This window comes from Janthinobacterium psychrotolerans, from assembly GCF_001677885.1.
In the GTDB taxonomy this organism is placed as follows: Bacteria; Pseudomonadota; Gammaproteobacteria; order Burkholderiales; family Burkholderiaceae_D; genus Janthinobacterium; species Janthinobacterium psychrotolerans.
Window position 1 is genome coordinate 67,056 of the sequence record NZ_LOCQ01000053.1, and the last position, 24,824, is coordinate 91,879.

Below are 24,824 nucleotides of genomic sequence, written 5' to 3' on the forward strand. Positions count from 1 at the left end.
CGGCGACCGCTTCTGATCCTGAGCCGTCACGTGAGCGTCCCTGCCCCACAAGCACACCAGCAAAAAATTTTGAAATCGCGGTCGCACGCACAGGCGTACCGGGCCAAGCAGGCCTGAAAAATGTCGAGGGCAAGGCGCAGCGACGCAGACAGTACGCATGTACGGCAAGGAGCTGCAACGCCGCCATCGGCATTTTCTCAGGCCCGCGTCTCCGGCCCGCCGTTGTTACGCCTTGTGGTTTTACAGCTTCAACCGCGCCCGTGCCGACTCATATTCGGCCGTCAAGCGCGCCACCATCTCGGCCACCGTCGGCACATCGTCCATCAGGCCCACGCCCTGGCCGGCGCCCCAGATGTCGCGCCAGGCCTTGGCGCTGCCAGAGCCGAAATTCATCGCCGTCTTGTCCGCTTCCGGCAGCGCTTCCGGGTCCAGCCCGGCCGCTTCGATCGATTTTTTCAGGTAGTTGCCGTGCACGCCAGTAAACAGATTCGTGTAGACGATGTCGGCCGCGCTCGAATTGACGATGGCGTCGCGGTAGCCGTCGCTGACGTTCGATTCTTTCGTCGCCAGCCAGCGCGAACCGATATACGCAAAGTCGGCGCCCATGGCCTGCGCGGCCAGCACGGCGTCGCCGGTGGCGATCGAGCCCGACAGCGCCAGCGGGCCGTCGAAGAATTTGCGCACTTCGCCCACCAGCGCGAACGGCGACAGGGTGCCCGCATGGCCGCCGGCGCCGGTGGCCACCAGGATCAGGCCGTCGACGCCGGCTTCCAGCGCCTTTTTCGCATGGCGGATCGAGATCACGTCATGCAGCACGATGCCGCCATAGCTGTGGATGGCGTCGAGCATTTCCTTCGGCGGCGCGCGCAAGGACGAAATAATGATGGGCACACGATGCTTGACGCACACTTCGACGTCATGCGCGAGGCGGTCGTTCGACTGGTGCACGATCTGGTTGACGGCGATCGGCCCGACTTTTTTGTCAGGGTTGGCCACCTGGAAGGCGGCCAGTTCGGCCTGCAGCTCGGTCAGCCAGGTATCGAGCAGCTCGGCCGGACGCGCGTTCAGGGCCGGGAAGGAGCCGACGATGCCGGCCTTGCACTGCGCCGCGACGAGGGCCGGACCGCTGGCGATAAACATCGGCGAGGCGATAACGGGAAGGGACAGGTTTTGCAACGCTACAGGCAATGCCATGGCGGACTCGCTGAAAAGTTGATCGGACGAACAGATTAAATACCAGAACGACGATTATAGATTAAAAAAAGTACGATCGTGCTCTATTTTTGGTGCCGCCGTTTTCAGCCCTGGTTCAGCAGGTAGGGGCCGTCGATTCTTGCCGCCGCCGCGCGCACCAGCTGCGCCACCGCCCACTCGGCCAGGGCCGGCACCTCCTGGCGCAAAAAGCGCCGGTTCGCCTGGTGCAGCAGCGGCATATCGGCCAGCAGCACGGGCACGTCGGCAAGCACGATGCGCTGGCGTTCGAGCAGCAGAAACTTGAGCAGCACCTTGACCGCGTTTTGCGCATTGCGCGCGGGCTCGGACGACAGGTACTCGAGGCGCGAAAAGGCCCGCGCCAGCGCCCCTTTCACATCGCCAAACACCCTGCCGTGGCCGGGGATCACCACCGCCACCTCCAGCGCCGCGATCAGCTCCAGGGTGGCGCGCGCTTCGGCGAAACCCGACGCGCCTTCGAGTTCCGGAAAGATCACGCCAAAGCCGTTTTCCCACAGCGCGTCGGCCGACACCAGGATGCCTTCGGCGGCGCAGTAAAAGATCAATGAATGGGGATCGTGGCCCGGCGCGCCCAGCGCCTGCCAGATCATATCGGCCAGGATAAAGCTGTCGCCGGGAGCGACGGTGGCGTCGAAAGAAAAGCGCGGGCACTGCTGGCCGGTGGCCCGAAAGCTGAGGGCCTCGGTATCCCAGGCGCGCACCTTGTCCGCTTCCGATGCCGGTATCGCCGTGTGGCAGCCGTATTCGGCCTGCAGCAGCGCGTTGCCGCCACAGTGGTCGGAATGCAGGTGGGTGTTGAACAGGCGGGCCAGGGGCCGGCCCTGCAGGCTGTGGCGCAGCAGCGCCAGCGTTTGCGGCGCGTGCGTGACGTAGCCGCTGTCGATCATGGCCACCTCGTCGCGGCCGTGCAGCACGATATTGTTCGACGATAGCCAGCCGCGCTCGAATACTTCGATGGAGTCGGGCAGCAGCGTCATGGCGGCCTCAGTAATCGGGCTCGACGTCGAGCCGGGACTCGCGTCCTGGCAGCTGGGCCCAGACGGCGCGCTTGAAGTCGTCATCGGCCTTGCTCCAGGCGATGATCTCGTCGAGCGTGCGCAGGCAGCCTTCGCACAAGCCGCTGTTGCGGTGCATCTTGCACAGGCTGACGCACGGCGACGGCACCGGGACCGGGACCGGCGTGGACAGGGCTGGGGGAACAACTGGCGCGGTATCGACCATCATGAAGGGCATCTTTGTACGGGAACTGCATTATGCCGCGAAACGGGCGACGGCGGCGTGGCCGGAAAAGACTGCCGGATATGCAAGAGTGCACACTTTTTTACGCGTATTTCACATTCTGTAGGACAAGAACCCGTGCCAAAATCAGACGGGAAAGACTTGACTGGTATTATTTCAGGCCTATACTACCATCCATACAGATGGCAATTGGATGCCACATGGAGTTTATGGAGCGCTATGGCCACGCAAGAGAGCAAGCCCAAAATTGGGGAATCGGAAAAAATCACCATCAATCTGGGCCTGATCGACCTGGGCCAGATTGATTTACTGGTGCAGGAGGGATTTTATTCCAACCGAACGGATCTGATCCGTACGGCGATACGCAACCAGCTCGGTACGCACGCCGAAGTGGTCAGGCAGACGGTGGCGCGGCGCAGCCTGGTATTGGGCATGCAGCATTATTCGCGCGCCGACCTCGAGGCGATCCAGGCGGCAGGCCAGCGCCTGCAGATCCAGGTCCTGGGGCTGGCCAGCATCGGCAGCGACGTCTCGGTGGAACTGGCCCTGGCCACCATCGAATCGATTTTTGTATTAGGTGCCCTGCATGCCAGCACCGTCGTCAAGACGGCGCTCGCAGGGCGAATTCACTAGCGCGACGGTTGCGGCAAGCTGCCGGACCAGTTGCGCATGCAACAGTTAAGGACTGCCATGAAACTACCGCACGACATGATGGCGCAGATGCGCGCCGCGACCAGTAAATTGATGGGCAGCGGCCCGCACGCCGCCACCGAAGCGATCCAGAACGCGCTGTCGGCCGCCGGCCTGATGCCGTCGGCCGGTACGGCCACGCCCGCGCCGCAAACCACGACCACGCCGCAACAGCGGCCGATGCAGGATATCAATCCGCCGCCGGCAAACAGTCAGGCCCAGGCCAAGGCGGCCCAACCCCAGCCCGAGGCGCCCCAGGCGCAAGCGGCGCCGGTGCCGCCCTCGCCCGTGCAGGCGGCCCAGGACTTCGCCCAGGACTTCATGGCGCGCCTGGGCGTGCCGGCCGGCCTGGGCCAGCACAGCTTCGACATGCCCAGCTTCGAGATGCCGAACTTCCAGCCGTCGGGCATCCCCGGCTTTGGCGGCCCGGCGGCAACGCGCGCGCCGCTGCCCGAAGGCGCGCAGTTCATCGACGGCAGCTACGCCAACCATGCCGGCACGCGCGCTTACAAGCTGTATATCCCCAGCAGCTACCACGGCCAGGCCATGCCGCTGATCGTGATGCTGCACGGCTGTACGCAAAACCCCGACGACTTCGCCGCCGGCACGCAGATGAATGCGGTGGCCGAGGAAAAGCAGTGCTTTGTGGTCTACCCGGCGCAAACCCAGGGCGCCAACAGCTCGCGCTGCTGGAACTGGTTCAATGCGATCGACCAGCAGCGCGGCCAGGGCGAGCCTTCGCTGATCGCCGGCATCGCCCAGCAGATCATCGAACAATACCCGGTCAATGAACGCGAAGTGTTTGTCGCCGGCCTGTCGGCGGGCGGCGCCATGGCCGTCATCGTCGGCACCCTGTATCCGGAACTGTTTGCCGGCGTGGGCGTCCATTCCGGCCTGCCCTTCGCCTCGGCGCAGGACCTGCCGTCGGCGCTGTCGGCCATGAAAGGCGGCGCCATGTCCAAACGCCAGGCGCCCGAAGGCGGCGTGCCCATCATCGTCTTCCACGGCGACCGCGACACCACCGTCAACCTGCGCAATGGCGAAGAAGTCATTGCGCAAGCGGTACGCGGCCAGGACGCCACCAGCGACTCGATCGGCGGCGCCGTGCCCAATGGCCACAGCTACACGCGCACCACCCACAGCCAGGCGGACGGCTCGCCGCTGGGCGAATACTGGGTGATCCATGGCGCCGGCCACGCCTGGTCCGGCGGCAGCGACAGCGGCAGCTATACCGACGGCAAGGGACCGGACGCCAGCCGCGAAATGATGCGCTTCTTTACGACCCTGGGCTGAACGCCGCCACCTGGCGCTGCTTGTCCGCCAGTTCGCGCACGCCGTCGGCGTAGCGGCTGGCGATGGCCTGGAACTGATCCTGGATCTGCAGAAAGGCGTCGACGATGTCGGCGTCAAAATGCGTGCCGCGCCCATCAAGAATGATTTTTACCGCCTCTTCATGGCGCATGCCGTCCTTGTAGATGCGGCAGCTGATCAGGGCGTCGTAGACGTCGGCCAGCGCCATCAGGCGCGCAGAAATGGGAATCTGTTCGCCGGCCAGGCCCTGTGGATAACCGCTGCCGTCCCATTTTTCATGGTGGCTGTAGGCGATCTCCTTGGCATGCTTCAAAAAATCGACCTCGATGCCCAGCTCGCGCTCGGCGGCCAGGATGGCGTCGCGCCCCAGGGTGGTATGGGTTTGCATGATGGCCATTTCATGCGGCTCGAAGCGGCCCGGTTTGAGCAGGATATGGTCGGGAATGCCGACCTTGCCGATATCGTGCAGCGGCGCCGTCTTGAACAGCAGTTCGATGGTCTTGTCGGTCAAAAACTCGCGGAAGCGCGGCAAATGGCGTACCTGTTCGGCCAGCGCCCTGAGGTAATGCGAGGTGCGGCGGATATGGTTGCCCGTTTCGCTGTCGCGCGTTTCGGCCAGCGAGGCCATGGCGTGGATGGTGACGTCCTGCAGCGCCGCCACTTCGCGCACCCGGCGTTCCACTTCGCTTTCCAGGTAATGGTTCTGGTCGCGCAAAAAATCCTGCATGTGCTTCATCCCCAGCTGGGTCTTGATGCGCGCCAGCACCAGCGGCGCCGAAATCGGCTTGGTGATGTAGTCGACCGCGCCCAGGGCCAGGCCCAGCTGCTCGTCGGCCACCTCGCTCATGGCGGTGACAAAAATGACCGGGATATTGACGGTGGCCGGATCGGCCTTCAGCGCGCGGCACACGTCGTAGCCGCTCATGCCCGGCATCATGATGTCGAGCAGGATCAAATCGGGCTGGTCGCTGCCGGCGGCGATCTTCAGCGCGCGCTCGCCATTGACGGCGATCTTGGTGCGGTAGTCGTCTTCGAGCACCGCGCGCAGCAGGTCGATATTGTCGGGGGTGTCGTCCACCACCAGGATGGTCGGCTTGCTGTTCAGTGCTTTCATGCTTGTCCTGTCTGCAGCGAAGGCAGTGTCATGTCCAGCGCGGCGGCCACCTCGCCCAGCTGCGCCAGCGCACCTTCAAAATCGTATTGGCCCAGCATGCGTTTCAGCTGGCGCGCATGTTCGGCCTGGCCGGCCGCCACCAGCATGGGGGCGATGCCGTCGAGATGTTTCACGGCCTGCGCATCGTCCTGCAGCAGCAGCTGCGACAGCTCGCGCAGGCGCGACTCCAGCTGCGCGCGGTCCACCGCCACCGCCAGGCCTGGCGCCGGCGTGACGCGTCCCTGCAGCGCCTGCGCGATCTTCGGCACCAGTTCGTCGAGCGCCTGCGTGCAGGCTTCGAGCGCCTGCGGCAAGCCGTCGTGCGAGCCAAGGCTGAGCAAATGCTCGACCCGCGCCGCGCTGTCGGCCAGGCCGCCGGCGCCGATATTGCCGGCCAGTCCCTTCAGGGTATGGGCTTCGCGGATCGCCTTTTCCAGCTGGTTGTTCTCGATCGCGACGGCGATGCGCAGCATGGCGTCGAACTGGGTTTCCACGAAACGGTCGAGCAATTTTCGCATCAAACCGGCATTGCCGCCCACACGGCGCAAGGCCTCGGCCATCTTCAGGCCCGGTACCGCCGGCAAGGCCTCGTCGAGCTGCGGTTGCGCCTGCGCCACGGCCGCGGCCTGCGGCGCGCTCGGGGCCACCCAGCGCGCCAGGGTGCCGAACAGCTGCGCCACGTCGATCGGCTTGGCGATAAAGTCGTTCATGCCGGCGTCCAGGCATTTTTCCCGGTCGCCGACCATGGCGTTGGCCGTCATGGCGATCACCGGCAAGCTGGAATAGCGGGGATCCTGACGCAGCTTGCGCGTGGCCTGGTAGCCGTCCATGACCGGCATCTGGCAGTCCATCAGCACGCCGTCGTACTGGTTCTCGGCGATTTTCGCCAGCGCGATGGCGCCATTGCCGGCGATGTCGACGCGGATGCCGGCGTCGCCGAGTATGTGCTGTGCCACTTCCTGGTTCACTTCGTTGTCTTCCACCAGCAGCAGCCAGGCGCCGCGCAGGGCGCGCTCGTCTTCCTTGTAGCTGCTCTGGCGCTGCGTCTTGCGGCTTTGCCCGGTGGCGCCGCCAAACACAAAGGCGATCTGGTCGAGCAGGCTCGACGCGCTGACCGGCTTGTTCAACACGCCATCGAGGGGCAGCTCGCGCCGGCGCGCCGCCTCCAGCAGCGCTTCGCGGTGGTAGGCCGTGACCATGATGCAGGCCGGCGTGGCGTCGATCCCGGCCGCCTCGGCGCGGATGGCGTCGAGCGCGTCAAGGCCGTTCATGTCCGGCATCTTCCAGTCCATCAGCACCAGGCCAAACGGACGGCCTTCGCCGCGCGCCTGCGCCACGGCGGCGATCGCCGGCGCGCCGCCGTGCACCGCGCGCGCCTCGAAACCGAGGCTGGCCAGCATGCCGACAAAGATCTCGCGCGCGCTGGCGTTGTCGTCGACCACCAGCACCCGCAGGCCGGCAAATTGCGGCAGCGGCTGCAAGTGCGCCAGCTGGTCGCGGCGCACGGCGGCCAGGCCGAAGCGCGCCGTGAAATAAAAAGTGCTGCCCACGCCGGCCACGCTGTCGAGGCCAATTTCGCCGTCCATCATCTCCACCAGGCGCTTGCTGATGGTCAGTCCCAGGCCCGTGCCGCCATGGTGGCGCGTGGTCGAGGTATCGGCCTGCGTAAAGGCCTGGAACAGTTTGCTGCGCTGCTGGGGTGTCAGGCCGATGCCGGTATCGCGCACATCGACGCGCAGCACGGCCGCATGGTCATCCTGCTGCTGCAGGCGGATGGTGACGACGATCTCGCCCTGGTCGGTAAATTTGATGGCGTTGTTGGTGAGATTGATCAGCACCTGGCCCAGGCGCAGCGGGTCGCCCTGCAGCGCATTGGGCACGTCGGCGGCGACGTCGAACAGCAGTTCCAGGCCCTTGTCCTGGGCCCGCATCACGGACAGGTCGGCGATCTGCGCCAGCACGTCTTCAAGGTAGAAATCGACTTTTTCAAACGTCATCTTGCCGGCCTCGATCTTGGAAAAATCGAGGATGTCGTCAATGATGGCGAGCAGGTTTTTCGACGCCGATTCGACCTTGTCGAGATAGTTGCGCTGGGTCGGCGTGAGGTCCGTCTGCAGTGCCAGGTGGGTCATGCCGATAATGCCGTTCATCGGCGTGCGGATTTCATGCGACATATTGGCCAGGAAATCGGACTTCATCTTGGTGGCGTCTTCGGCCACCTCGACCGCATGGCGCAGGTCCTGCTCCAGCGCCAGGCTGATGCTCATGTTTTTCAGCGCCTGCATCAATTCGCCCGTCTCGTCGCGCGAATCGACGTCGATCACGGAACTGAGGTCGCCATTGGCCACGCGCGTGGCGATCGCCACCGCCTGGCCCAGCGGGCGCGTGATCGAGCGCGCCGACCACGCAAACGCCAGGCCCACCAGCAGCGCGGCCAGGCCGATGCCGCCCATCAGCAGCAAAGAGGTATCGATATCGCTGCGGATGCGCGCCGCGCTGTCGACGATCTGCCGCTGCTGCAGGCCGTCGAGCTGGCCCACGTATAGCAGCACCTGCTCCAACACCGGCAGGGCGCGCGCATGCAAGGTCTTTTCGGCGCCCGCATGCTCGCCACTGGCCACCTGCGCAAGGATCTGCTCGAGCGCTAAAAAATAGTCGGCGCGCGCGCGGCGGATCTGCGCCAGCAACTGGCGTTCTTCAGGGCGAGCGTCGAGGCTTTCAAGAATGCGCATCTGGCCGTCGATGCCCTCCTTGATCGCTTCCAGGCGGGCCTGGTTTTCCTGGCGCAGCACTGTGCTTTGCGAAAGCGGCAGGCTGACGATGCGCGTGGCCGCCTCGCGCGCCATCGCGTGGATCTTGCTGGTGGCCTTGGCGGCGACCCAGTCGCGCTGCAGGATATCGTCGGTCTCGGCACTGATGGCGTAGATGCGGCTGCCCGACAGCACGATCACCACCAGCATCAGCACGATCAGAATGGCGTAGCCCGCATTGATGCGCACGCCGATGCGGATATCCCTGAAACGCATGACTATTTCCTAGTAGAAACTCTCAAAGCCGCCAGTCTGGGGCGCTTGCCATGGCCATGGCAAGCTCAAATGCAAAGGAAACGGACAGTGGCGGCGCTTATTTCGCTGGCAGCGGCAGGCTGGCGATATGCGCGCGCAGGCAGTCCGGGCACCAGCAGCCGGTGGCCGTGCCACCGGGCAGCGGCACGGGCACGGCAGGTGGCAAGGCCGCACACCAGCATGCTCCGCTGGCCGATGGATCGGCCTGGCCGCAGGTGAAAGTGGCGCCGCAACGCGTGCAAAGACTCATGAATAGTAATTAACTACCAACTGTGTGACACACGCCAGGCAGGCGCGACGCAGGTGTAACTGGCGGTAAAAAGGCTGGTTGAGGCGCATATCGGGCCAGACTATAGGATCGTCAGGGAAAATACAACAAGATCGTCCTATAATGCCTCCAGGATTTTCGTCTTCCCTGTAAAATCCCCCCTATCTATTTTCCGGACTCGCCATGAATCAACTCGCTAAATTGAACCTGGACATGAATGACGACTTGACGGCGGTATCGCCGCAAATCAAGGCGCAGATTCTGGCCGAGGCCCTGCCCTACATCCGCAATTTCCACGGCAAGACCATCGTCATCAAATACGGTGGCAACGCCATGACCGACGAGCGCCTCAAGCACGGCTTCGCGCGCGACGTCATCCTGCTCAAGCTGGTCGGCATGAACCCGGTGGTGGTGCACGGCGGCGGACCGCAGATCGACAATGCGCTGAAAAAAATCGGCAAGCAAGGCACTTTCGTGCAGGGCATGCGCATCACCGACGAAGAAACCATGGAAGTGGTGGAGTGGGTGCTGGGCGGCGAAGTGCAGCAAGATATCGTCATGCTGATCAACCATTACGGCGGCCAGGCTGTCGGCCTGACCGGCAAGGACGGCGGCTTGATCCGCGCGCGCCGCATGCAGATGCCGGACCGCGAAAAACCGGGCGAATTTCTCGACATCGGTTTTGTCGGCGAGATCGACGCCATCAATCCGGCTGTCGTCAAGGCGCTGCAGGACGACGCCTTCATTCCCATCATTTCGCCTATCGGTTTCGGCCAGGACGGCCAGGCCTACAACATCAACGCCGATGTGGTAGCCGGCAAGATCGCGGAAATCCTGAAAGCGGAAAAGCTGATCATGATGACCAATATCGCCGGCGTGCAGGACAAGCAGGGCAACCTGGTGACCGACCTGTCGGCGCGCGAGATCGACGAGATGTTCGCCGACGGCACGATTTCGGGCGGCATGCTGCCAAAAATCTCGTCCGCACTGGACGCCGCCAAGTCCGGCGTGAACACCGTGCACATCATCGATGGCCGTATCGAGCACTCTTTGTTGCTGGAAGTGTTGACCGAGCAGGCTTTTGGTACTATGATCCGTTCGCACTAAACAATTCGCAGCCCATCGCGAGCAGTACGGCGGCGCACTCACCTGGCGCCGCTTTCAATTTGCCCTTGTAGCTCAGTGGTAGAGCACTCCCTTGGTAAGGGAGAGGCCACGTGTTCGATCCACGTCAAGGGCACCATCAGCTTCGATCCGTATCTGAAAAATGTCCATGGCGGCGTTGCCTTTCCTCGCCGTACATTCGTACTGTCTTCGTCAAGGCGCCTTGCCCTGAACACTTTTCATCTACTTAGCCGCGTACGGTTGTGCGGCTAAGCTACTGTCTTCAATTCAAACTCTAGTACACCCGCTCTACCTTCAGGCCCTTCTTGCGCAGGAGGTCGGGGACGCTTTGCTGGCCGACCAGGTGCAGTACGCCGATGGCGGCCACGCTGGATTTTTCGCGTTTGAGCAGGCTGGCGATGCCGTCGGCGAGTTTCGGGTTGCGGCCGTCGAGCAGCACTTTTTGCACGAAGCGGGCGGCGAAGGAGGGGTCGGTGGCGGCTTTGGCGGCCAGGCGCTCGAAGGCGGCGGCGTCGGCCGTGCGCCAGGCGTTGGCGATTTCGCGCGCTTCTTCTTTCTGGTCCTTGTCTTCGATGGACGCGAGGCTGTCTTCGAGGAAGCGGCACTGGTCGGCGGGCGCCATGCCGGCGAACAGCGCCAGCTGGCTTTCCATCGATTCGAGTTCCAGCACCGGGATGCCGCGCTGCCTGGCCTGCTGCGCCAGATAACTGTCGACGGCCAGGTCGGCGCGGTAGCCGAGAGTGGAAAATTCGCTGATGGCCAAGACGCTGGCCAGCATCCACGGCTTCATCGGCGTCGCCGCCTCGGCGGCAATGCCATATTTTTGCAACAGCGGCGCGACGCGCGGCGCCAGCGCCTGGCGGCAGTCGGCAGGCGCCTTGCCGCCAGGCGCGTCCATGCCGTATTTGAGCACGGCGCTGGCGGCCACGCGCGGGTCGCCGGTGGGGTCGATTTCCAGCGCCAGCGCGCCGGCGTCCTGCAGCGCGCGCGTGACGGTGGGCTCCAATGGATAAAAATCGGCCGCGCCGACGTGGATGGTGCCGAACAAATACAGGGTATGGTGATTGTCTCCCATGCTGTCCTGCACCTTGAACAGCGCGCCGCGGTGGACGGCCGCTGGCGGTGCTTCGGCAAAGGCCGCCGGCAGGGGCAGCAAGAATAATCCGCAGAACATCACTATAATCTGGCGTCGCATGGTTTTCCTGATCGTTAATTTCACATATTGGTAAACACTCTCGTGCCCGCGCTCCATCTTAATCGCTCCTCGCCGGTCTGGCTGTTCGACCTCGACAACACCCTGCACAACGCCTCGCACGCCATCTTCCCGCTCATTACCGCCAATATGAACACCTATCTCGCGCGGGTGCTCGGCGATGGCGTGACGCCGGCCGACGACGCCATCGTCAATGCGGCGCGCGCGGCCTACTGGCGCCGCTATGGCGCCACCTTGCTGGGCATGGTCAAGCACCACCAGGTGCGGGCCGCGCATTTTCTCAGCGAGACGCATGCCTTTGCCGACCTGCCGTCGATGATACGCGCCGAGCGCGGCCTGGGCGCCCTGCTGCGCCGCCTGCCGGGGCGCAAGATCCTGCTGACCAATGCGCCGCTGCGCTATTCGAGCGACGTGATGCGCCATTTGCGGCTGCGCCGGCATTTTACCCATCACGTGGCGATCGAAGCGATGCAGGTGCACCGCCAGTTGCGGCCGAAACCGTCGACCCTGATGCTGCGCAAACTGATGCGCAAGCACCACATCCAGCCTGGCCGTTGTATTTTGGTTGAAGATACGCTGGCCAATCTGAAGGGCGCCAAAAAGATCGGTTTGCGTACGGCGTGGGTCACGCAATACCTGAAAATGGCCGATCCGATCGGCGCGGCGCGGCTGCCCAAAGCGTTAAATCGCCCCGCTTACGTCGATGTCAAAGTAAAATCTGTCCGGCATTTGGCACGCCGCCTTCATCGCCTGCGCTGAAGGGGACCTTCTCCGCCCTCCGGTTGATCCCGGACAGCGGGCCGCTAGCGGCGGTTTCGAACTCCCCTCAAGGCAGCATTTTTTAACTACAAGAGAAAACATGGCAAGCACACCGCCGGGCCAACGCAGGCTACAAATTCTTCAGGCCCTCGCCGCAATGCTGGAGCAGCCGAAAGGCGAAAAGATCACCACGGCCGCGCTGGCCGCCAGGCTGGCCGTCTCCGAAGCGGCCCTGTACCGCCATTTCGCCAGCAAGGCGCAGATGTTCGAAGGGCTGATCGAATTCATCGAGTCGAGCGTCTTCGGCCTGATCAACCAGATCTCGGAAAAGCACAGCGACGGCCTGTCGCAGACGCGCGACATGGTCGGCATGCTGCTCAACTTCGCCATCAGCAATCCGGGCATGACGCGCGTCTTGATCGGCGACGCGCTGGTCAACGAAGACGAGCGCCTGCAAGTGCGCATGAACCAGTTCTACGACCGCGTGGAACTGTCGCTCAAGCAGGCCCTGCGCGTGGCCGCCTCCGAAGGCCATGGCAAGGAAAGCGAAGTGGCGGCGCGCGCCACCTTGCTGGTCAGCTTTGTGATCGGACGCTGGCACCGCTACGCCAAGAGTGGCTTCAAGATCAATCCGTCCCAGGAAGCGGCGCTGCAAATCGCCATGCTGCTGGGCTGATTTTCCATCGCCGCAGGTGTCATGAGTACCGACTGCTACGCCCTGCTTGACGACGCCGCCAGCCCCGGCGCCGGCTCGCGCCTGTACACGGGCCTGGCGGGCGTGCTGCGCTGCGAGGAAGGCGGACAGTGGCCGGCATTGCTCGACGGCCTGCAAGCGGCTTTAAAACGCGGCCTGTACGCCATCACCGTGTGCAGCTACGAACTGGGCGCGCACTTGCTGGCCATGCCGCCGCGCGTGGCCGATCACGACGCGCCGCCGCTGGCGCAGGTGCTGCTGTTCGACAGCTGCCAGCAGCTGTCGCAGGACGAGGTGGCGCAGTGGCTGGCGGCGCAAGTCGCCGTAGCCGACACCCGGGCCGGGATTGCCCATATCACCGCCAGTGTCGACCAGGCGCAGTTCACGCAGGCGCTGGCCCGCATCCACGACTATATCGCCGCCGGCGACACCTACCAGGTCAATTACACCTACCGCTTGCGCTTTGGCGCCTTTGGCGCGCCGGCCGCCCTGTATGCGCGGCTGCGCGCGCGCCAGCCGGTGCCGTATGGCGCGCTGATCATGCTGCCCGATGGCGGCGCCCTGCTGTCGCTGTCGCCCGAGCTGTTCGTGCGCCATGCGCAAGGCGAACTGCTGGCGCGGCCGATGAAAGGCACGGCGCCGGCCGCGCCGGACGATCAAGCGGAAGAAAACACGCGCCGCGCGCAGGCGCTGGCGCAGGACCCGAAAAACCGCGCTGAAAACCTGATGATCGTCGACCTGCTGCGCAACGATATCGGCCGCATCGCACAAACCGGCACGGTCAAGGTGCCGGCCCTGTTCGAGGTCAAACGCTACAGCAGCGTGCTGCAGATGACCTCCACCGTGCAGGCCAGGCTGCGTGACGATGCCACCTTGGCTTCCATCTTCCAGGCGCTGTATCCGTGCGGCTCGATCACCGGCGCGCCCAAGCGGCGCACCATGGAAATCATCGCCGAACTTGAACCCGATCCGCGCGGGGTGTACACGGGTGCGATCGGCTGGTTCGATCCGCCCGCACCGGACTCCAGCCACGCCGTGGGCGACTTCTGCATGTCGGTGCCGATCCGCACCCTGGCCTTGCAGCCGCCCGACCCTGCCAGCGGCAAGCGCCGCGGCGAAATGGGGGTGGGCGCCGGCATCGTCCACGACAGCGTGGCGGCCGACGAATACGCGGAATGCCAGCTCAAGGCGCGCTTCCTGACGGGCTTGAGCAACGACTTCGAACTGTTCGAAACCCTGCATGCCAGCCGCCTGCACGGCTGCCGCCAGCAGGCGCGCCACCTGGCGCGCCTGAGCGCCTCGGCCAGCTACTTCGGCTTTGCGTGGGATGAAGCGGCGGCGATCGCCGCGCTGCAGGCGGCGTGCGCCGCACGGCCTGACGATGCGCCGTTTCGCCTGCGCCTGGCATTGGCCGGGGATGGCGTATTGAGCGTGCAGAGCGGCGCGCTAAAGCCCCTGCCCGCCACCGTCAGGGTGATGCTGGCGCCGGAGGCGACCGACAGCCATGAACTGTTCCTGCGCCATAAAAGCAGCGTGCGCGCGCGCTACGACGCGGCCTGGCGCGCGGCCGAGGCGCAGGGCTGCTTCGACATGCTGTTTTTTAACGAGCGCGATGAGCTGACCGAGGGCGGGCGCAGCAATGTGTTTGTGCAGATCGACGGCCGCTGGCTGACGCCGCCACTTGACTGCGGCCTGCTGCCCGGCGTGCAGCGCGCGGCCATGCTGAGCGACCCGGCCTGGGACGCGCACGAAGCCGTGATCACGCGCGCCATGCTGGCCAGCGCGCAGCAGATCGTGGTGTGCAATGCGCTGCGCGGCGCGATGACGGCGCAGCTGGTTTAAATATCGATGCGCATGTCAAACCCGCCATAAACCATGCGCTTGCCGTCAAAAGGCATGTTTTGCGGGTCCATGTACGGCTTCATGCGCGGGTCGTTCATGACCTGCTCATTGATCTCGTCGCGGCGCGAGCGCGATTCATAGACGATCCAGGAAAACACCACCAGTTCGCCGTCCTGCAGGTCGACCGCCTGCGGAAACGAGGTCCACTGGCCCGGCTTGACATCGTCGGCCACACATTCACGAAACTCGAGCGCGCCCAGTTCGCGCCAGATGGCGCCGCAGGCGCGCGACATGGCCAGGTAATCTTCCAGCCGGTCCTTCGGTACCGGCACCACGAATCCATCGACATACGCCATGATGTTCTCCTTCGCTGATGGTAGAAAACTCCAGCATCCAGCTTAGGACAGCGATGGCGGATTGACAAGCGCGGCCTTGAAAAACTTACATCGCCAGCGCCTTTTCCACCGCGCCCACCAGTTTCTTGTCGTCCGGCGTTACCTTGCTGGGGAAGCTTTCCAGCACCTTGCCATTGCGGTCGATCAGGTATTTATGGAAGTTCCAGGCCGGGGTCTTGCCGGTCTGCTTGATCAGGTCGGCGTAAAACGGATTCGGCGTCGCGCCGGACACCACCGATTTGGCGAACATCGGGAATTTCACGCCATAGGTGTTGTAGCACAGGTCGGCGATATCCTTGCTGTTGCCCGGTTCCTGGTTGCCGAAGTCGTTCGACGGGAAGCCCAGCACCACCAGGCCCTTGCTGCCATATTTGGCATACAGCGCTTCGAGGCCTTCGTACTGCTTGGTAAAGCCGCAATAGCTGGCGGTATTGACCACCAGCACGACCTTGCCCGCGTACTGGCACAGGTTTTGTGGCGCTTCGTCCTGCAGGCGGTTGAAGGTCTGCTTGAGGATGGCCGGGCAGGCGGCCGGGGCAACGGCGGCAGGCGCGGCGGCGGCGGCCACCACGGCAGGCTGGGCGGCGAAAGCAGGCAGGCCCGCACACAGGGCGGTCAACGCGAACAGCTGGGCAATAGTCTTGGACATGCGGGCACCATGATGAAAGATAAAAAAGCATTCTATGCCAATCCTTGCGCGCGCGTATGCCGCAGCCCTGCCGCGACGGCCATTGAGCGATATCAAGTCCAGGGCAGTGCTTGCCCAAGGGACATTTTTTTTGCCTATGCTCGGCCTACTCCACTACCAGGAAACGCCATGACCCGACCAGCCATCAACGTCCTGCTCGCCGCCAGCATGCTGTTCGCGCCCGGCGCCTACGCCATGACCAGCACCGTCAAGCCGGCGGCCCCGAAAGGCGAAACGGCGGCCCTGCCCGCGCTGCAGGTCGATTTGCGCCAGACCACGGTGTCGGGCCTGTCCTCGGGCGGCTATATGGCGGCGCAGTTTGCCGTCATCCATTCGGCCACCGTCAGCGGCGCCGGCATTGTCGCCGGCGGGCCGTATTACTGCGCCAGCCAGCCGGGCCGCTTTCCCTACATCGCCTACCTGAACAATGCCCTGAGCACCTGCATGAATCCGGGCGACGCCCAGGTCGCCCCGCCGGACGCGGCCGGCCTGCTGCGCGCGGCGCAGGATTTTGCGCGCGACAAGCTGATCGATGACACGGCAAACCTGCAGCGCCAGCGCATCTACCTGTTCAGCGGCACCCGGGACCAGACCGTGACGCGGCCGGTGGTCGAGCAGGTGGCCCGGTTCTACCAGCTGGCCGGCACGCCGGCGGCCAATCTCCGCTTTGCCGACACGGTGGCCGCCGGCCACGCCATCGTCACCGACAGCCTGCAGGATTCGGCCTGCGCCAGCACGCAGACGCCGTTCATCAACAACTGCGGTTTCGTCCAGGCGCGCGACATCCTGCAGCACCTGTACCCGGATTTGCAACCGCCATCGGCCACCTTGAAAGGCAAGCTGATCGCCTTCAACCAGCGCGGCTTCATCAGGAGTTCGTATTCGAGCATGGGCAATACCGGCTACGCCTATATTCCCGCCGCCTGCCACAGCGAGAGCTGCCGCGTGCACGTGGTGTTCCACGGCTGCCTGCAGACCACGCAGGCGATCGGCGAGCGGTTTTATACGCGCACCGGCTACAACCAGGTGGCCGATGCCAACAAGATCGTGGTGCTGTATCCGCAGGTCGAACCGAGCCCGGTCTACCCCTACAACCCGAAAGGCTGCTGGGACTTCTGGGGCTATACCAGCATCAATCCTTTGGCGCCGGACTTTTACCGCAAGAGCGGCACGCAGATCGAGGCGGTCAAGGCCATGCTCGACCGCCTGGCCGCGCGCCGCGGTTCGCGCTAGGTTTTACTCCACCTTGTAGGAAGACAGTTTCGGGTCCGGCGCCGGATAGCCAAGCTTCATCGCCTGCAGCGTTTCGAGCAGCAGCGAGGCCACCACCAGGTTGCGCTGGGTCTTGGAGTTGGCCGGCACCACATACCACGGCGCGTGGTCGGCGTCGGTCTCGCGCAGCGTGGTTTCATAGGCGCGCTGGTAGGCGTCCCACTTCTTGCGCTGCGCGATATCGTTGGGGTCGAACTTCCACTGGCGGTCGGGATCGTCGAGCCGCTCCTGCAAGCGGCCGCGCTGTTCGTCCCTGGAGATATGCAAAAAGATCTTCAGGATGACGGTGCCCGTTTCGCTCAGCATGCGCTCGAAATCGCGGATGTGCGCGTAGCGGCGCTGGCATTCGGCCTTGTCGATCATGTCCTGCACCCGCGTGATCAGCACGTCTTCATAATGGCTGCGGTTGAAGATGGCGATCTCGCCTTTCACCGGCACATGCTGGTGCACGCGCCACAGGTAGTCGTGCGCCAGTTCGATATCGGTCGGGCCCTTGAAGGCCACGGCGCGGATGCCCATCGGATTGATATTGCTGAAGATGGCCTTGACGGTGCCGTCCTTGCCCGAGGTGTCCATGCCCTGCAGCACCAGCAGCACTTTCTGCTTGCGCTGCGCGTACAGCATGCTCTGGCACTCGGCGATCTGCGCCGTCAGGGCCACGGTTTCCTCGCGGTCCAGCGCCTTGCATTGCGCCGGAGTCAGCTTCTTGTTGGCGGCCTTGGTGGCGGCGCCCAGCAATCGCTTGCCGGCGCGCTCTTCGTCGAGGTGAAAGTCTTTGCCGGCGCGGAACTGCGTGCGCGCCTTCATGCGGCCGCCTGCAAATTGCGGTGCTCGATTTTCGTGCAGTGATCCATCACCACGTCCAGGCCGGCCGCGCGCGCGATCTGCGCCGCTTGCTGGTTGACGACGTCGAGCTGCAGCCACAGGCAGCCGGCCTTGACGGCGACGGCTTCTACGGCGATCGGGAAGACGTCTTCGGCCTTGCGGAAAACATCGACGATATCGATGCGGGCAGGCGCCACCGCGCTGGCGGCGTCGGCCAGGGTGGCATGGGCGCGCTGGCCCAGCACGTCCTGGCCGGCCAGCGCCGGATTGACGGGCACGACCTGGTAGCCGTGTTCAAGCAAATATTCGGCCACCTGGTGGCTGGCGCGGTCAGGTTTGTCGGACAGGCCGACGATGGCGATGATACGGGCGTCTTGCAGGATGCGGGCGATGGAAGATGTGGTGGACATGGGCTGGGCTTGGGCGGGCGTGCGACATTGCCTGCCTAGCGTAGCAGATTCAGGCCGCCGCGGTAGCCAGCCTGACGCCCTCGCCTTGCCTTGCCTTGCCTTATTTGCGCACGGCCGCCATCTGCGCCACGAACTCGCGCGCGCGCGCAGTGACGGCGGCGTAATCGCCCTTGGCGCCAGGGCCGCTCAGGCTGCTGCCGATGCCGACGGCGATGGCGCCACTGGCAAACCATACACCGAGGTTTTCCACCGTCACGCCGCCGGTCGGCATCAACGGCGCGTGCGGCAACGGTGCGCGCAAGGCCTTGATATACGACGGGCCGAACATCTCGGCCGGGAAGACCTTGACGATATCGGCGCCGGCCTGCAGGGCCGTGACGATTTCGGTCGGCGTCATGGCACCCGGCATGGCCAGTACCTGGTAGCGCTGGCACACGGCGATGGTCTCGACATTGACGCCAGGCGAAATGATGAACTGGGCGCCGGCCAGGATCGCCGCGCGCGCCGTTTCAGGATCGAGCACGGTGCCCGCGCCCAGCAGCACGTCCTTGCCGTGGCGCTCGCGCAGGGTGCGCAGCACGCCCAGGGTGTCGGGGGTGGTGAACGCCACTTCCAGCGCCGTCACGCCGCCGGCGATGCAGGCCTCGGCGATCTGTACCGCCGCTTCCGGCGAGTCGGCGCGCACGATGCCCACCATGCCGCGTTCGAGGATGCCTTGAAAAACTGTTTGCTTCAACATGCTGATACTCCTGATTGGTTGGTCAGACTGGCAATGCCTTGAAACGCACTTCGGGCAGGCCGCGCACGTCATCAAACCGTGCATGGAACAGGCCACCGGCCTGCGGCTCTGCCGCCAGTTGTTCCGGCGTCAGGTTTTCCTGCGCCGTGGTGATGAATACCTCGTTGTACCCGGGGCCGCCGACGCTCACGCAGCTCGGCTGCGACACCGGCAGGCTGACCTGCCGCTCGACCGTACCGTCCGGCGCAAAGCGCAGCACGCGCGCGGCGCCCCACTGTGCGCTCCACAGGCAGCCGTCGGCGTCGATGGTGGCGCCATCCGGTGCGCCAGGCTCACCGGCAAGATGCGCAAATACCTTGACCCGGCTGGCATCGCCACCGAGATAATCGTCCCAGCGCCAGATCACGCCCTGGATCGAGTCGCAGAAGTACATGGCCGCGCCATCGACGCTGAAGCAGATGCTGTTCGAGATGGCCACGTTCGGCAGCGGCAAACGCTCCAGGCTCAGGTCCAGGTTCAGGCGATAGAAGCTGCCGATGGCATCACGGCACGGGCGCTCGTCCAGCGTGCCGAACACGAAGCGGCCCTGGCGGTCGCAGCGGCCATCGTTCAGGCGCGTCATCGGCATGTCCGCTTCGACCACGTGCAAAGTCGTCACGGCGCTGCTGCGCAGGTCATACCAGGCCAGGCGCGAAGCCAGTCCCAGCAGCAGCAAATGTGCGTCGTCCGTCAGGGCAAAACAGGCCAGGCGCTCGGGCATGACCCAGGTCTCGCGCACGCCGGTGGCCAGCGTCAGGGCATGCAGCTTGCAGCCTTCGATATTGGTCCAGAACACGCGCCCGCTGCGTTCGCACCAGCGCACGCCCTCGCCCAGGAAATCCTGGGAGTCGACCAGCAGTTCAGCTTGTGATTCAGCTTTTGTCTCCATATTTTTTCCTTTTCTTGTTACTTCAGCGGCAAAAACAAGTAGGTCGGGTTAGCCGGAACGGCGTAACCCGACATGCTTCGCCGGCTGAATGTCGGCTTACGCTGCGCCAAGCCGACCTACGCTCTTAATGCGACTCGCGCGGCACAGCGGAACCACGGCAACCCACCAGGAAGTCCAGATCGGCGCCTTCATCGGCCTGCATCACGTGCTTGATGTACATCGACTGGTAGCCGCCGCGCATGGTCGGCGCAATCGGCTTCCATTCGGCGCGGCGGCGCGCCAGTTCTTCGTCCGACACTTCCAGGTGCAGGCGGCGGCCGTGCACGTCGAGTTCGATCATGTCGCCATCGCGCACCAGCGCCAGCGGACCGCCGGCGGCCGCTTCCGGCGCCACGTGCAGCACCACGGTGCCATATGCCGTGCCGCTCATGCGCGCGTCCGAAATACGGACCATGTCACGCACGCCCAGTTCCAGCAGTTTCTTCGGCAAGCCCATGTTGCCCACTTCGGCCATGCCAGGGTAGCCCTGCGGGCCGCAGTTCTGCAGCACCATGATGCAGCTGGCGTCGATGTCCAGCTCCGGATCGTCGACCCGTTCCTTGTAATGCTCGATGCTGTTGAAGACCACGGCGCGGCCGCGGTGCTGCATCAGTTCGGGCGAGGCGGCCGATGGCTTGATGACGGCGCCGCGCGGCGACAGGTTGCCATGCAGGACGGCGATGCCGCCTTCGTCCTTGAACGGCTGCTCGAGCGGCGTGATGACTTCGGGGTTGAAGTTTTCCGCTTCGGCCACGTTGATGGCCATGGTGGCGCCGGTCACCGTCAGCGCTTCGCCATGCAGCTTGCCCAGCAGGTCGCGGATGATGACGGGCAGGCCGCCAGCGTAATAGAAGTCTTCCATCAGGTACTGGCCCGACGGCATCAGGTTCAGCAGGCACGGAATGTCGCGGCCCAGGCGGTCCCAGTCGGCCAGGCGCATGTCGACGCCGATACGGCCGGCAATGGCCAGCAGGTGGATCACGGCATTGGTCGAGCCGCCGATGGCGCCGTTGACCATGATGGCGTTTTCAAACGCGTCGCGGGTCAGCACTTTCGACAGCTTCAGGTCTTCGTGCACCATGTCGACGATGCGGCGGCCCGTCAGCTGCGCCTGCAGCTTGCGGCGTGAATCGACGGCGGGAATGGCGGCGTTGCCCGGCAGGGTCACGCCCAGCGCTTCGACCATGCTGGCCATGGTCGATGCCGTGCCCATGGTCATGCAGTGGCCGGCGGAACGCGACATGCACGATTCGGCCTGCTTGAATTCGGCGGACGTCATGCGCCCGGCGCGCACATCTTCCGAGAACTTCCACACGTCGGTGCCGGAACCGATCGGCTTGCCGCGGTAGTTACCGTTCAACATCGGGCCACCCGACAGCACGATGGTCGGCAGGTCGACGCTGGCCGCGCCCATCAGCAGGGCCGGGGTGGTCTTGTCGCAGCCGGTCAGCAGCACCACGCCGTCGATCGGGTTGGCGCGGATCGATTCTTCGACGTCCATGCTGGCCAGGTTGCGGAACAACATGGCGGTCGGGCGCAAGTTGGTCTCGCCCAGCGACATCACGGGAAACTCGACCGGAAAGCCACCGGCCTCAAGCACGCCGCGCTTGACCATCTCGGCCAGGTCGCGGAAATGGGCGTTACATGGCGTCAGTTCGGACCAGGTGTTGCAGATGCCGATGACCGGACGGCCATCGAAAGCGTCGCTGGGAAAACCCTGGTTTTTCATCCAGCTGCGGTGGATGAAGCTGTCCTTGTCGTCGCCACCAAACCACGATTGGGAGCGTAATACTCGTTTGTTTTTTTGCTCGCTCACGCGGCCTCCTGCTGTGAAATCAAGCCGCGCGCGGCGGCAATTAAAAGGGCTCCATGGCCCGCCAGATTGGCTTGCTGTCCATCGTCGACGACGATGCGCTTGCCGTAAAAAAATCCGTGTTCTTCGATCAGCAACGCCAGCGCCTGGCGCAGCATGGCTTTGCCCATGATGACCAGGGTGGTCTCGGGGCGCATCTGGATGGCGCTGCTGTTGCGCAGCGCCAGCAAGTCGCCGCTGAGCACCGCGCCCATCAGGAAATTGGCGCGCTCATTGCGCTCGACGGCGCCGAACTGGCCGAGGGTGCGCACGCTGAAGCAGGCGCGCGCCAGGCCGGTCTTTTGCGCGGCGGCGGCGCCGGCCAGCAGCATTTTCGGCACCAGCGACTCGGCAAAGTCGCCGTCGACCGACTGGCGTATCAGGGTGTGTTGGGTAATCGCCTGCAGCAGTTCGCCGGCGATGGTGGTGGCGCAGCCGAGGATGCGTCCCTGCTCGTCAACGCTGACGAGCTTGGTATGCGAACCGGGCATGATCAGGGTCGCCGCATCCTGCAATTGCAGGCGGTCGAGCAAGCCGATTACTTCCGTCTCTTCGCCGCGCATCATGTCCATCGCTTCGGCATTGTGCAGGCCGATGGTGCTATGCTGGTTGCGCACGCCCGGCACCAGCCACAGCGGCTGGGCCAGCACGTCAGGCAGGTCGCATGCCTGCATGCCCTGCGCCAGCTGCGCCAGACCGGCCGGCGCCGGCAGATGCGGTATTTCCTTGACGCCCATGGGCGAGGTGATCATGCCCGAGGCCAGCACCAGCTTGACGTCGGCGCTGCCAATGGCGGCCTGCGACTGCACGGCGGCGATGCTGTCGCGCAGCGCCTGCTTGAGCGCGCCGTTATGGCCATCGATGGCCGTATTGCGCACGCCGATTTCCTGTGACGCCTGGGCGATGACGGCGCCGTCCCGCCATAACAGGGTACGCGTATTGGTAGTGCCGGCATCGATGGTGATTATATTCATGGGCAAGTTTCGCAGCGTCGGTAAAAAGAGGGGCTAAAAACTGCCCTATGTTAGAACCGCGCGGCATATCTGACCAATCACTTATTTAACGCTACCGATACCGATTCTGATATGTCAAACGCATCGATATCCTGTACCCCCAGACGATACACGAAAGTGTGGCGCGTCGCAGCGCCACACGCAATATCGAGCGCCTCGGTGGCCAGGCAAAAACGCCGGCTGTCCGACTGCAGATGCAGCCTTGGCTGGGTGGTGAAAAAGCGCAGCTCGCGGCCCGAAGCCGGGTCGGCCACGCGCGCCGCTTCGCGCAGCAGGCCGTCGGCGGCCAGGCAGAAGCCATGGTCGAAGCCCACCGTGCCGGCCGGCCGGGCGCCGGGCCAGGCCAGGCGCGCGCCGAGCGGCGCCGGCTGGCGAAAATCGAAGGCGCTGCCGGCCACGTCGGTCACATCGGCGGCCGGCAGCGCCGGCAAATAACGGTCGGCCGCCAGGCGCAGCACATGGTCGGCCACCATGCCGCCGCCATGCAGGTTGAACGCGGGCGCGGCCAGGCCGATGCGCGCCGGCGCGATGGCCACCGCCTCGCAGTCGATGCGCAGGCCGCCATTGTCTTCCAGCCGGTAGCGCAGGCGCACGCACAGGCCGTCCTGCGCCAGGCGCAGCTCCAGGCCGGCGTCGCTGGCCGCCTCGCACTGCCAGTGCGGCGACCCGGCCTTGCCGGCGGGATCGGCCATCGCATGATCGAGCACATCGGCCAGGCGGCCGTAGCGGTCGGGCGCCCACCACGCTTGCAGGCTGGCGTCGCGCGGGTTGACCTGCACCCGCATGCCGCGGCTGTTGCAAAGAGTATGGCTGCTGCTGGAAACACTCATGGGGACGCCGCCTGTGGCGAGCGGCTGCGCAGCTGGAATTCGCGCGGCGTGCAGCCCAGTTCGCGCTTGAAGACGGCGTGCATGTACTGCACCGTGGTAAAGCCGCAGCGCACGGCGACGTCGGCCACCTGGCCCGGTTCGCGCGTGAGGAGTGTTTTGGCCGCGTCGAGCTTGAAGTGCAGGATCTCGTCGTGCACGCTGCGCCCGAGCTCATGGCGAAAATGCGCTTCCAGGGTCGAGCGCGACACGCCCACGTAATCGGCCACCTGTTCCGTCTTGATGCCCTGGCAGGCGTACTGGCGGATGAAATGGCGCGCCTGCATCACCTGCGGATGCTGGAACGGCTGGTGCCGGGTCGAGGCCAGCACATTGAGGCCGGCCGGCGGCACCAGGATGCGGGTGTCGGCCAGGCGCGCGCCATTCAACATCTGGTGCAGCAGGTGCGCCGCCGTGCGGCCCATCTCTTCGGCGCCCTGGATCACGGAACTCAAGGGGATGCGCGTCAGCATGCGCGCCAGCGGATCGTTGTCGATGCCGATCAGGGCCACCTGTTCGGGCACGGCGATGCCCGCATGCATGCAGGCCTGCAGCAGCTGGCGCGCGCGCGCGTCGCTGACGGCAATGATGCCGACCGGTTTTTCCAGGCTGTTGAGCCAGGCGATCTGCTGCTCGACCGCCTCGTCCCACGACGGCGCGCTGGTGGCCACGCCGCGGTACACGTCGGCGCGCATATGGTCGCGCTCCATCAGGGTGCAAAAGGCCGTTTCGCGCTCCTGCGCCCAGCGGTTCACGTCCGCCTCGGGCAGGCTGAAACAGGCAAAGCGCATCAGGCCCGCTTCGACCAGGTGGTCGTAGGCCAGCTTGACGATCTTGAAGTTGTCGGTCGCCACATACGGTATGCCGGCCGGATAGCCGCTGTCCAGCGCATACGAGCCGCCGACGGCCACCACCGGCAGATGGCTGTTGGCCAGCGCCGCGCAGACGGCCGGATCGTCAAAGTCGGCGATGATGCCGTCGCCCTGCCAGCGCTCGATGCCGGGCAGGCGGCAGCGGAAGTCTTCTTCCAGGAACAGGTCCCACGACACGCGCGTGGTGTTCAGGTAGGCCGCAATGCCGGCGATGATGTCGCGGTCATAGATCTTGTTGCCATTGAACAGCAGCGCGATCCGGTGCGCGGTCGGCATCTTCATGTGGGTGTCTCCTCCATGTGGCGGCCGGGACGTATGTTCGTCCCTGGCTGC

The 24,824-nt window shown here is 64.7% G+C and carries 24 protein-coding genes and 1 tRNA gene; 8 read left to right on the forward strand and 17 right to left on the reverse strand.

The genetic code is table 11. The annotated features are described in order from the left end of the window. Positions 1 to 240: 240 nt before the first annotated feature. The 3 genes from ASR47_RS11005 to ASR47_RS11015 all read right to left on the reverse strand — a co-directional run bounded on the left by ASR47_RS11005 (position 241) and on the right by ASR47_RS11015 (position 2,457). Positions 241 to 1,194, reverse strand: coding sequence for an NAD(P)H-dependent flavin oxidoreductase (locus ASR47_RS11005; protein WP_065307821.1), 954 nt, complete (start codon positions 1,192 to 1,194; stop codon positions 241 to 243). A gap of 104 nt (positions 1,195 to 1,298) precedes the next feature. Beyond that, entirely contained in the window at positions 1,299 to 2,210 is a 912-nt protein-coding gene (locus tag ASR47_RS11010) for an MBL fold metallo-hydrolase (RefSeq protein WP_065307822.1), read from the reverse strand. Between the two features lie 7 nt (positions 2,211 to 2,217). After that, positions 2,218 to 2,457, reverse strand: a complete 240-nt coding sequence (locus tag ASR47_RS11015) for a DUF1289 domain-containing protein (protein WP_425402729.1) — start codon at positions 2,455 to 2,457, stop codon at positions 2,218 to 2,220. A 234-nt stretch (positions 2,458 to 2,691) separates the two neighbouring features. On the opposite strand from ASR47_RS11015, the gene ASR47_RS11020 reads away from it, so the two are divergent. Together ASR47_RS11020 and ASR47_RS11025 are read left to right on the forward strand one after the other, a co-directional pair. After that, positions 2,692 to 3,105, forward strand: coding sequence for a CopG family transcriptional regulator (locus tag ASR47_RS11020; RefSeq protein ID WP_065307823.1), 414 nt, complete (start codon positions 2,692 to 2,694; stop codon positions 3,103 to 3,105). A 57-nt stretch (positions 3,106 to 3,162) separates the two neighbouring features. After that, positions 3,163 to 4,455 carry an extracellular catalytic domain type 1 short-chain-length polyhydroxyalkanoate depolymerase gene (locus ASR47_RS11025; RefSeq protein ID WP_245714327.1) on the forward strand — a complete coding sequence of 431 codons (1,293 nt, stop codon included), beginning with the start codon at positions 3,163 to 3,165 and terminating at the stop codon, positions 4,453 to 4,455. On the opposite strand, the gene ASR47_RS11030 is transcribed toward ASR47_RS11025, so the two are convergent. The 3 genes from ASR47_RS11030 to ASR47_RS26465 form a co-directional block, all read right to left on the reverse strand. Continuing rightward, on the reverse strand, positions 4,439 to 5,587 hold the full coding sequence (locus ASR47_RS11030; RefSeq protein ID WP_065307824.1) for a response regulator: 1,149 nt from the start codon (positions 5,585 to 5,587) through the stop codon (positions 4,439 to 4,441). The genes ASR47_RS11025 and ASR47_RS11030 overlap by 17 nt on opposite strands. Continuing rightward, positions 5,584 to 8,652, reverse strand: a complete 3,069-nt coding sequence (locus ASR47_RS11035) for a response regulator (protein WP_065307825.1) — start codon at positions 8,650 to 8,652, stop codon at positions 5,584 to 5,586. The genes ASR47_RS11030 and ASR47_RS11035 overlap by 4 nt, the downstream gene beginning before the upstream one ends. 97 nt (positions 8,653 to 8,749) lie before the next feature. Further along, positions 8,750 to 8,941: a cysteine-rich CWC family protein gene (locus ASR47_RS26465; RefSeq protein WP_082988869.1), complete on the reverse strand. Its 192-nt coding sequence runs from the start codon at positions 8,939 to 8,941 to the stop codon at positions 8,750 to 8,752. 231 nt (positions 8,942 to 9,172) lie between these two features. On the opposite strand from ASR47_RS26465, the gene argB reads away from it, so the two are divergent. Both argB and ASR47_RS11050 read left to right on the forward strand, forming a co-directional pair. Beyond that, complete coding sequence (argB, locus tag ASR47_RS11045) at positions 9,173 to 10,066, forward strand: acetylglutamate kinase (protein WP_065307827.1); 894 nt, start codon at positions 9,173 to 9,175, stop codon at positions 10,064 to 10,066. A gap of 61 nt (positions 10,067 to 10,127) precedes the next feature. Beyond that, positions 10,128 to 10,202, forward strand: a tRNA-Thr gene (locus ASR47_RS11050). Between the two features lie 156 nt (positions 10,203 to 10,358). On the opposite strand, the gene ASR47_RS11055 is transcribed toward ASR47_RS11050, so the two are convergent. Continuing rightward, on the reverse strand, positions 10,359 to 11,279 hold the full coding sequence (locus ASR47_RS11055; RefSeq protein WP_065307828.1) for a TraB/GumN family protein: 921 nt from the start codon (positions 11,277 to 11,279) through the stop codon (positions 10,359 to 10,361). Between the two features lie 42 nt (positions 11,280 to 11,321). Between ASR47_RS11055 and ASR47_RS11060 the strand changes: the two genes are divergently transcribed. The 3 genes from ASR47_RS11060 (at position 11,322) to pabB (ending at position 14,592) form a co-directional block, all read left to right on the forward strand. Beyond that, a complete protein-coding gene (locus ASR47_RS11060; RefSeq protein ID WP_065307829.1) occupies positions 11,322 to 12,056 on the forward strand; it encodes an HAD-IA family hydrolase in 735 nt (244 codons plus the stop codon). Positions 12,057 to 12,156: 100 nt separating this feature from the next. Next, positions 12,157 to 12,732, forward strand: a complete 576-nt coding sequence (gene slmA / locus ASR47_RS11065; protein WP_065307830.1) for a nucleoid occlusion factor SlmA — start codon at positions 12,157 to 12,159, stop codon at positions 12,730 to 12,732. 21 nt (positions 12,733 to 12,753) lie between these two features. Beyond that, positions 12,754 to 14,592, forward strand: a complete 1,839-nt coding sequence (pabB, locus tag ASR47_RS11070) for an aminodeoxychorismate synthase component I (RefSeq protein ID WP_065307831.1) — start codon at positions 12,754 to 12,756, stop codon at positions 14,590 to 14,592. On the opposite strand, the gene ASR47_RS11075 is transcribed toward pabB, so the two are convergent. Further along, positions 14,589 to 14,948, reverse strand: a complete 360-nt coding sequence (locus tag ASR47_RS11075) for a DUF1428 domain-containing protein (protein ID WP_065307832.1) — start codon at positions 14,946 to 14,948, stop codon at positions 14,589 to 14,591. The two genes, pabB and ASR47_RS11075, sit on opposite strands and share 4 nt — an antisense overlap. Before the next feature lie 85 nt (positions 14,949 to 15,033). Beyond that, entirely contained in the window at positions 15,034 to 15,636 is a 603-nt protein-coding gene (locus tag ASR47_RS11080; RefSeq protein WP_065307833.1) for a glutathione peroxidase, read from the reverse strand. Between the two features lie 168 nt (positions 15,637 to 15,804). On the opposite strand from ASR47_RS11080, the gene ASR47_RS11085 reads away from it, so the two are divergent. Beyond that, positions 15,805 to 16,908, forward strand: a complete 1,104-nt coding sequence (locus ASR47_RS11085; protein ID WP_065307834.1) for an extracellular catalytic domain type 2 short-chain-length polyhydroxyalkanoate depolymerase — start codon at positions 15,805 to 15,807, stop codon at positions 16,906 to 16,908. A gap of 3 nt (positions 16,909 to 16,911) precedes the next feature. Here the strand turns inward: ASR47_RS11085 and ASR47_RS11090 are convergent, their stop codons facing one another. The 8 genes from ASR47_RS11090 to ASR47_RS11125 all read right to left on the reverse strand — a co-directional run bounded on the left by ASR47_RS11090 (position 16,912) and on the right by ASR47_RS11125 (position 24,773). Continuing rightward, on the reverse strand, positions 16,912 to 17,754 hold the full coding sequence (locus tag ASR47_RS11090) for a PPK2 family polyphosphate kinase (RefSeq protein ID WP_065307835.1): 843 nt from the start codon (positions 17,752 to 17,754) through the stop codon (positions 16,912 to 16,914). After that, a complete protein-coding gene (locus tag ASR47_RS11095; RefSeq protein ID WP_065307836.1) occupies positions 17,751 to 18,182 on the reverse strand; it encodes a CoA-binding protein in 432 nt (143 codons plus the stop codon). The genes ASR47_RS11090 and ASR47_RS11095 overlap by 4 nt, the downstream gene beginning before the upstream one ends. A 100-nt stretch (positions 18,183 to 18,282) precedes the next feature. After that, entirely contained in the window at positions 18,283 to 18,921 is a 639-nt protein-coding gene (locus ASR47_RS11100; RefSeq protein ID WP_065307837.1) for a bifunctional 2-keto-4-hydroxyglutarate aldolase/2-keto-3-deoxy-6-phosphogluconate aldolase, read from the reverse strand. Positions 18,922 to 18,943: 22 nt separating this feature from the next. After that, entirely contained in the window at positions 18,944 to 19,849 is a 906-nt protein-coding gene (locus ASR47_RS11105; RefSeq protein WP_065307838.1) for an SMP-30/gluconolactonase/LRE family protein, read from the reverse strand. 124 nt (positions 19,850 to 19,973) lie between these two features. Then, positions 19,974 to 21,704, reverse strand: a complete 1,731-nt coding sequence (gene araD, locus ASR47_RS11110; RefSeq protein WP_065307839.1) for an L-arabinonate dehydratase — start codon at positions 21,702 to 21,704, stop codon at positions 19,974 to 19,976. Next, the gene (locus ASR47_RS11115; RefSeq protein ID WP_065307840.1) at positions 21,701 to 22,714 is read right to left on the reverse strand and encodes a 2-dehydro-3-deoxygalactonokinase; all 1,014 of its coding nucleotides are present in this window, start codon (positions 22,712 to 22,714) and stop codon (positions 21,701 to 21,703) included. Before ASR47_RS11115 ends, araD begins: the two co-directional genes overlap by 4 nt. Before the next feature lie 77 nt (positions 22,715 to 22,791). Beyond that, positions 22,792 to 23,583: an aldose epimerase family protein gene (locus ASR47_RS11120; protein WP_082988870.1), complete on the reverse strand. Its 792-nt coding sequence runs from the start codon at positions 23,581 to 23,583 to the stop codon at positions 22,792 to 22,794. After that, a complete protein-coding gene (locus ASR47_RS11125; RefSeq protein WP_065307842.1) occupies positions 23,580 to 24,773 on the reverse strand; it encodes a XylR family transcriptional regulator in 1,194 nt (397 codons plus the stop codon). Before ASR47_RS11125 ends, ASR47_RS11120 begins: the two co-directional genes overlap by 4 nt. Positions 24,774 to 24,824 lie beyond the last annotated feature (51 nt).

Excerpts from the sequence above, each read along its gene's own strand:
- ASR47_RS11030 (WP_065307824.1), bottom strand. The coding sequence starts at position 5,587 with ATGAAAGCACTGAACAGCAAGCCGACCATCCTGGTGGTGGACGACACC.
- ASR47_RS11005 (WP_065307821.1), bottom strand. The coding sequence starts at position 1,194 with ATGGCATTGCCTGTAGCGTTGCAAAACCTGTCCCTTCCCGTTATCGCC.
- ASR47_RS11080 (WP_065307833.1), bottom strand. The coding sequence starts at position 15,636 with ATGTCCAAGACTATTGCCCAGCTGTTCGCGTTGACCGCCCTGTGTGCG.
- ASR47_RS11015 (WP_425402729.1), bottom strand. The coding sequence starts at position 2,457 with ATGATGGTCGATACCGCGCCAGTTGTTCCCCCAGCCCTGTCCACGCCG.
- ASR47_RS11125 (WP_065307842.1), bottom strand. The coding sequence starts at position 24,773 with ATGAAGATGCCGACCGCGCACCGGATCGCGCTGCTGTTCAATGGCAAC.
- ASR47_RS11025 (WP_245714327.1), top strand. The coding sequence starts at position 3,163 with ATGAAACTACCGCACGACATGATGGCGCAGATGCGCGCCGCGACCAGT.
- ASR47_RS11095 (WP_065307836.1), bottom strand. The coding sequence starts at position 18,182 with ATGTCCACCACATCTTCCATCGCCCGCATCCTGCAAGACGCCCGTATC.
- ASR47_RS11105 (WP_065307838.1), bottom strand. The coding sequence starts at position 19,849 with ATGGAGACAAAAGCTGAATCACAAGCTGAACTGCTGGTCGACTCCCAG.
- ASR47_RS11085 (WP_065307834.1), top strand. The coding sequence starts at position 15,805 with ATGACCCGACCAGCCATCAACGTCCTGCTCGCCGCCAGCATGCTGTTC.
- ASR47_RS11020 (WP_065307823.1), top strand. The coding sequence starts at position 2,692 with ATGGCCACGCAAGAGAGCAAGCCCAAAATTGGGGAATCGGAAAAAATC.
- ASR47_RS11120 (WP_082988870.1), bottom strand. The coding sequence starts at position 23,583 with ATGAGTGTTTCCAGCAGCAGCCATACTCTTTGCAACAGCCGCGGCATG.
- ASR47_RS11010 (WP_065307822.1), bottom strand. The coding sequence starts at position 2,210 with ATGACGCTGCTGCCCGACTCCATCGAAGTATTCGAGCGCGGCTGGCTA.
- ASR47_RS11075 (WP_065307832.1), bottom strand. The coding sequence starts at position 14,948 with ATGGCGTATGTCGATGGATTCGTGGTGCCGGTACCGAAGGACCGGCTG.
- ASR47_RS11115 (WP_065307840.1), bottom strand. The coding sequence starts at position 22,714 with ATGAATATAATCACCATCGATGCCGGCACTACCAATACGCGTACCCTG.
- pabB (WP_065307831.1), top strand. The coding sequence starts at position 12,754 with ATGAGTACCGACTGCTACGCCCTGCTTGACGACGCCGCCAGCCCCGGC.
- argB (WP_065307827.1), top strand. The coding sequence starts at position 9,173 with ATGAATGACGACTTGACGGCGGTATCGCCGCAAATCAAGGCGCAGATT.
- ASR47_RS26465 (WP_082988869.1), bottom strand. The coding sequence starts at position 8,941 with ATGAGTCTTTGCACGCGTTGCGGCGCCACTTTCACCTGCGGCCAGGCC.
- ASR47_RS11090 (WP_065307835.1), bottom strand. The coding sequence starts at position 17,754 with ATGAAGGCGCGCACGCAGTTCCGCGCCGGCAAAGACTTTCACCTCGAC.
- ASR47_RS11100 (WP_065307837.1), bottom strand. The coding sequence starts at position 18,921 with ATGTTGAAGCAAACAGTTTTTCAAGGCATCCTCGAACGCGGCATGGTG.
- ASR47_RS11055 (WP_065307828.1), bottom strand. The coding sequence starts at position 11,279 with ATGCGACGCCAGATTATAGTGATGTTCTGCGGATTATTCTTGCTGCCC.
- ASR47_RS11035 (WP_065307825.1), bottom strand. The coding sequence starts at position 8,652 with ATGCGTTTCAGGGATATCCGCATCGGCGTGCGCATCAATGCGGGCTAC.
- slmA (WP_065307830.1), top strand. The coding sequence starts at position 12,157 with ATGGCAAGCACACCGCCGGGCCAACGCAGGCTACAAATTCTTCAGGCC.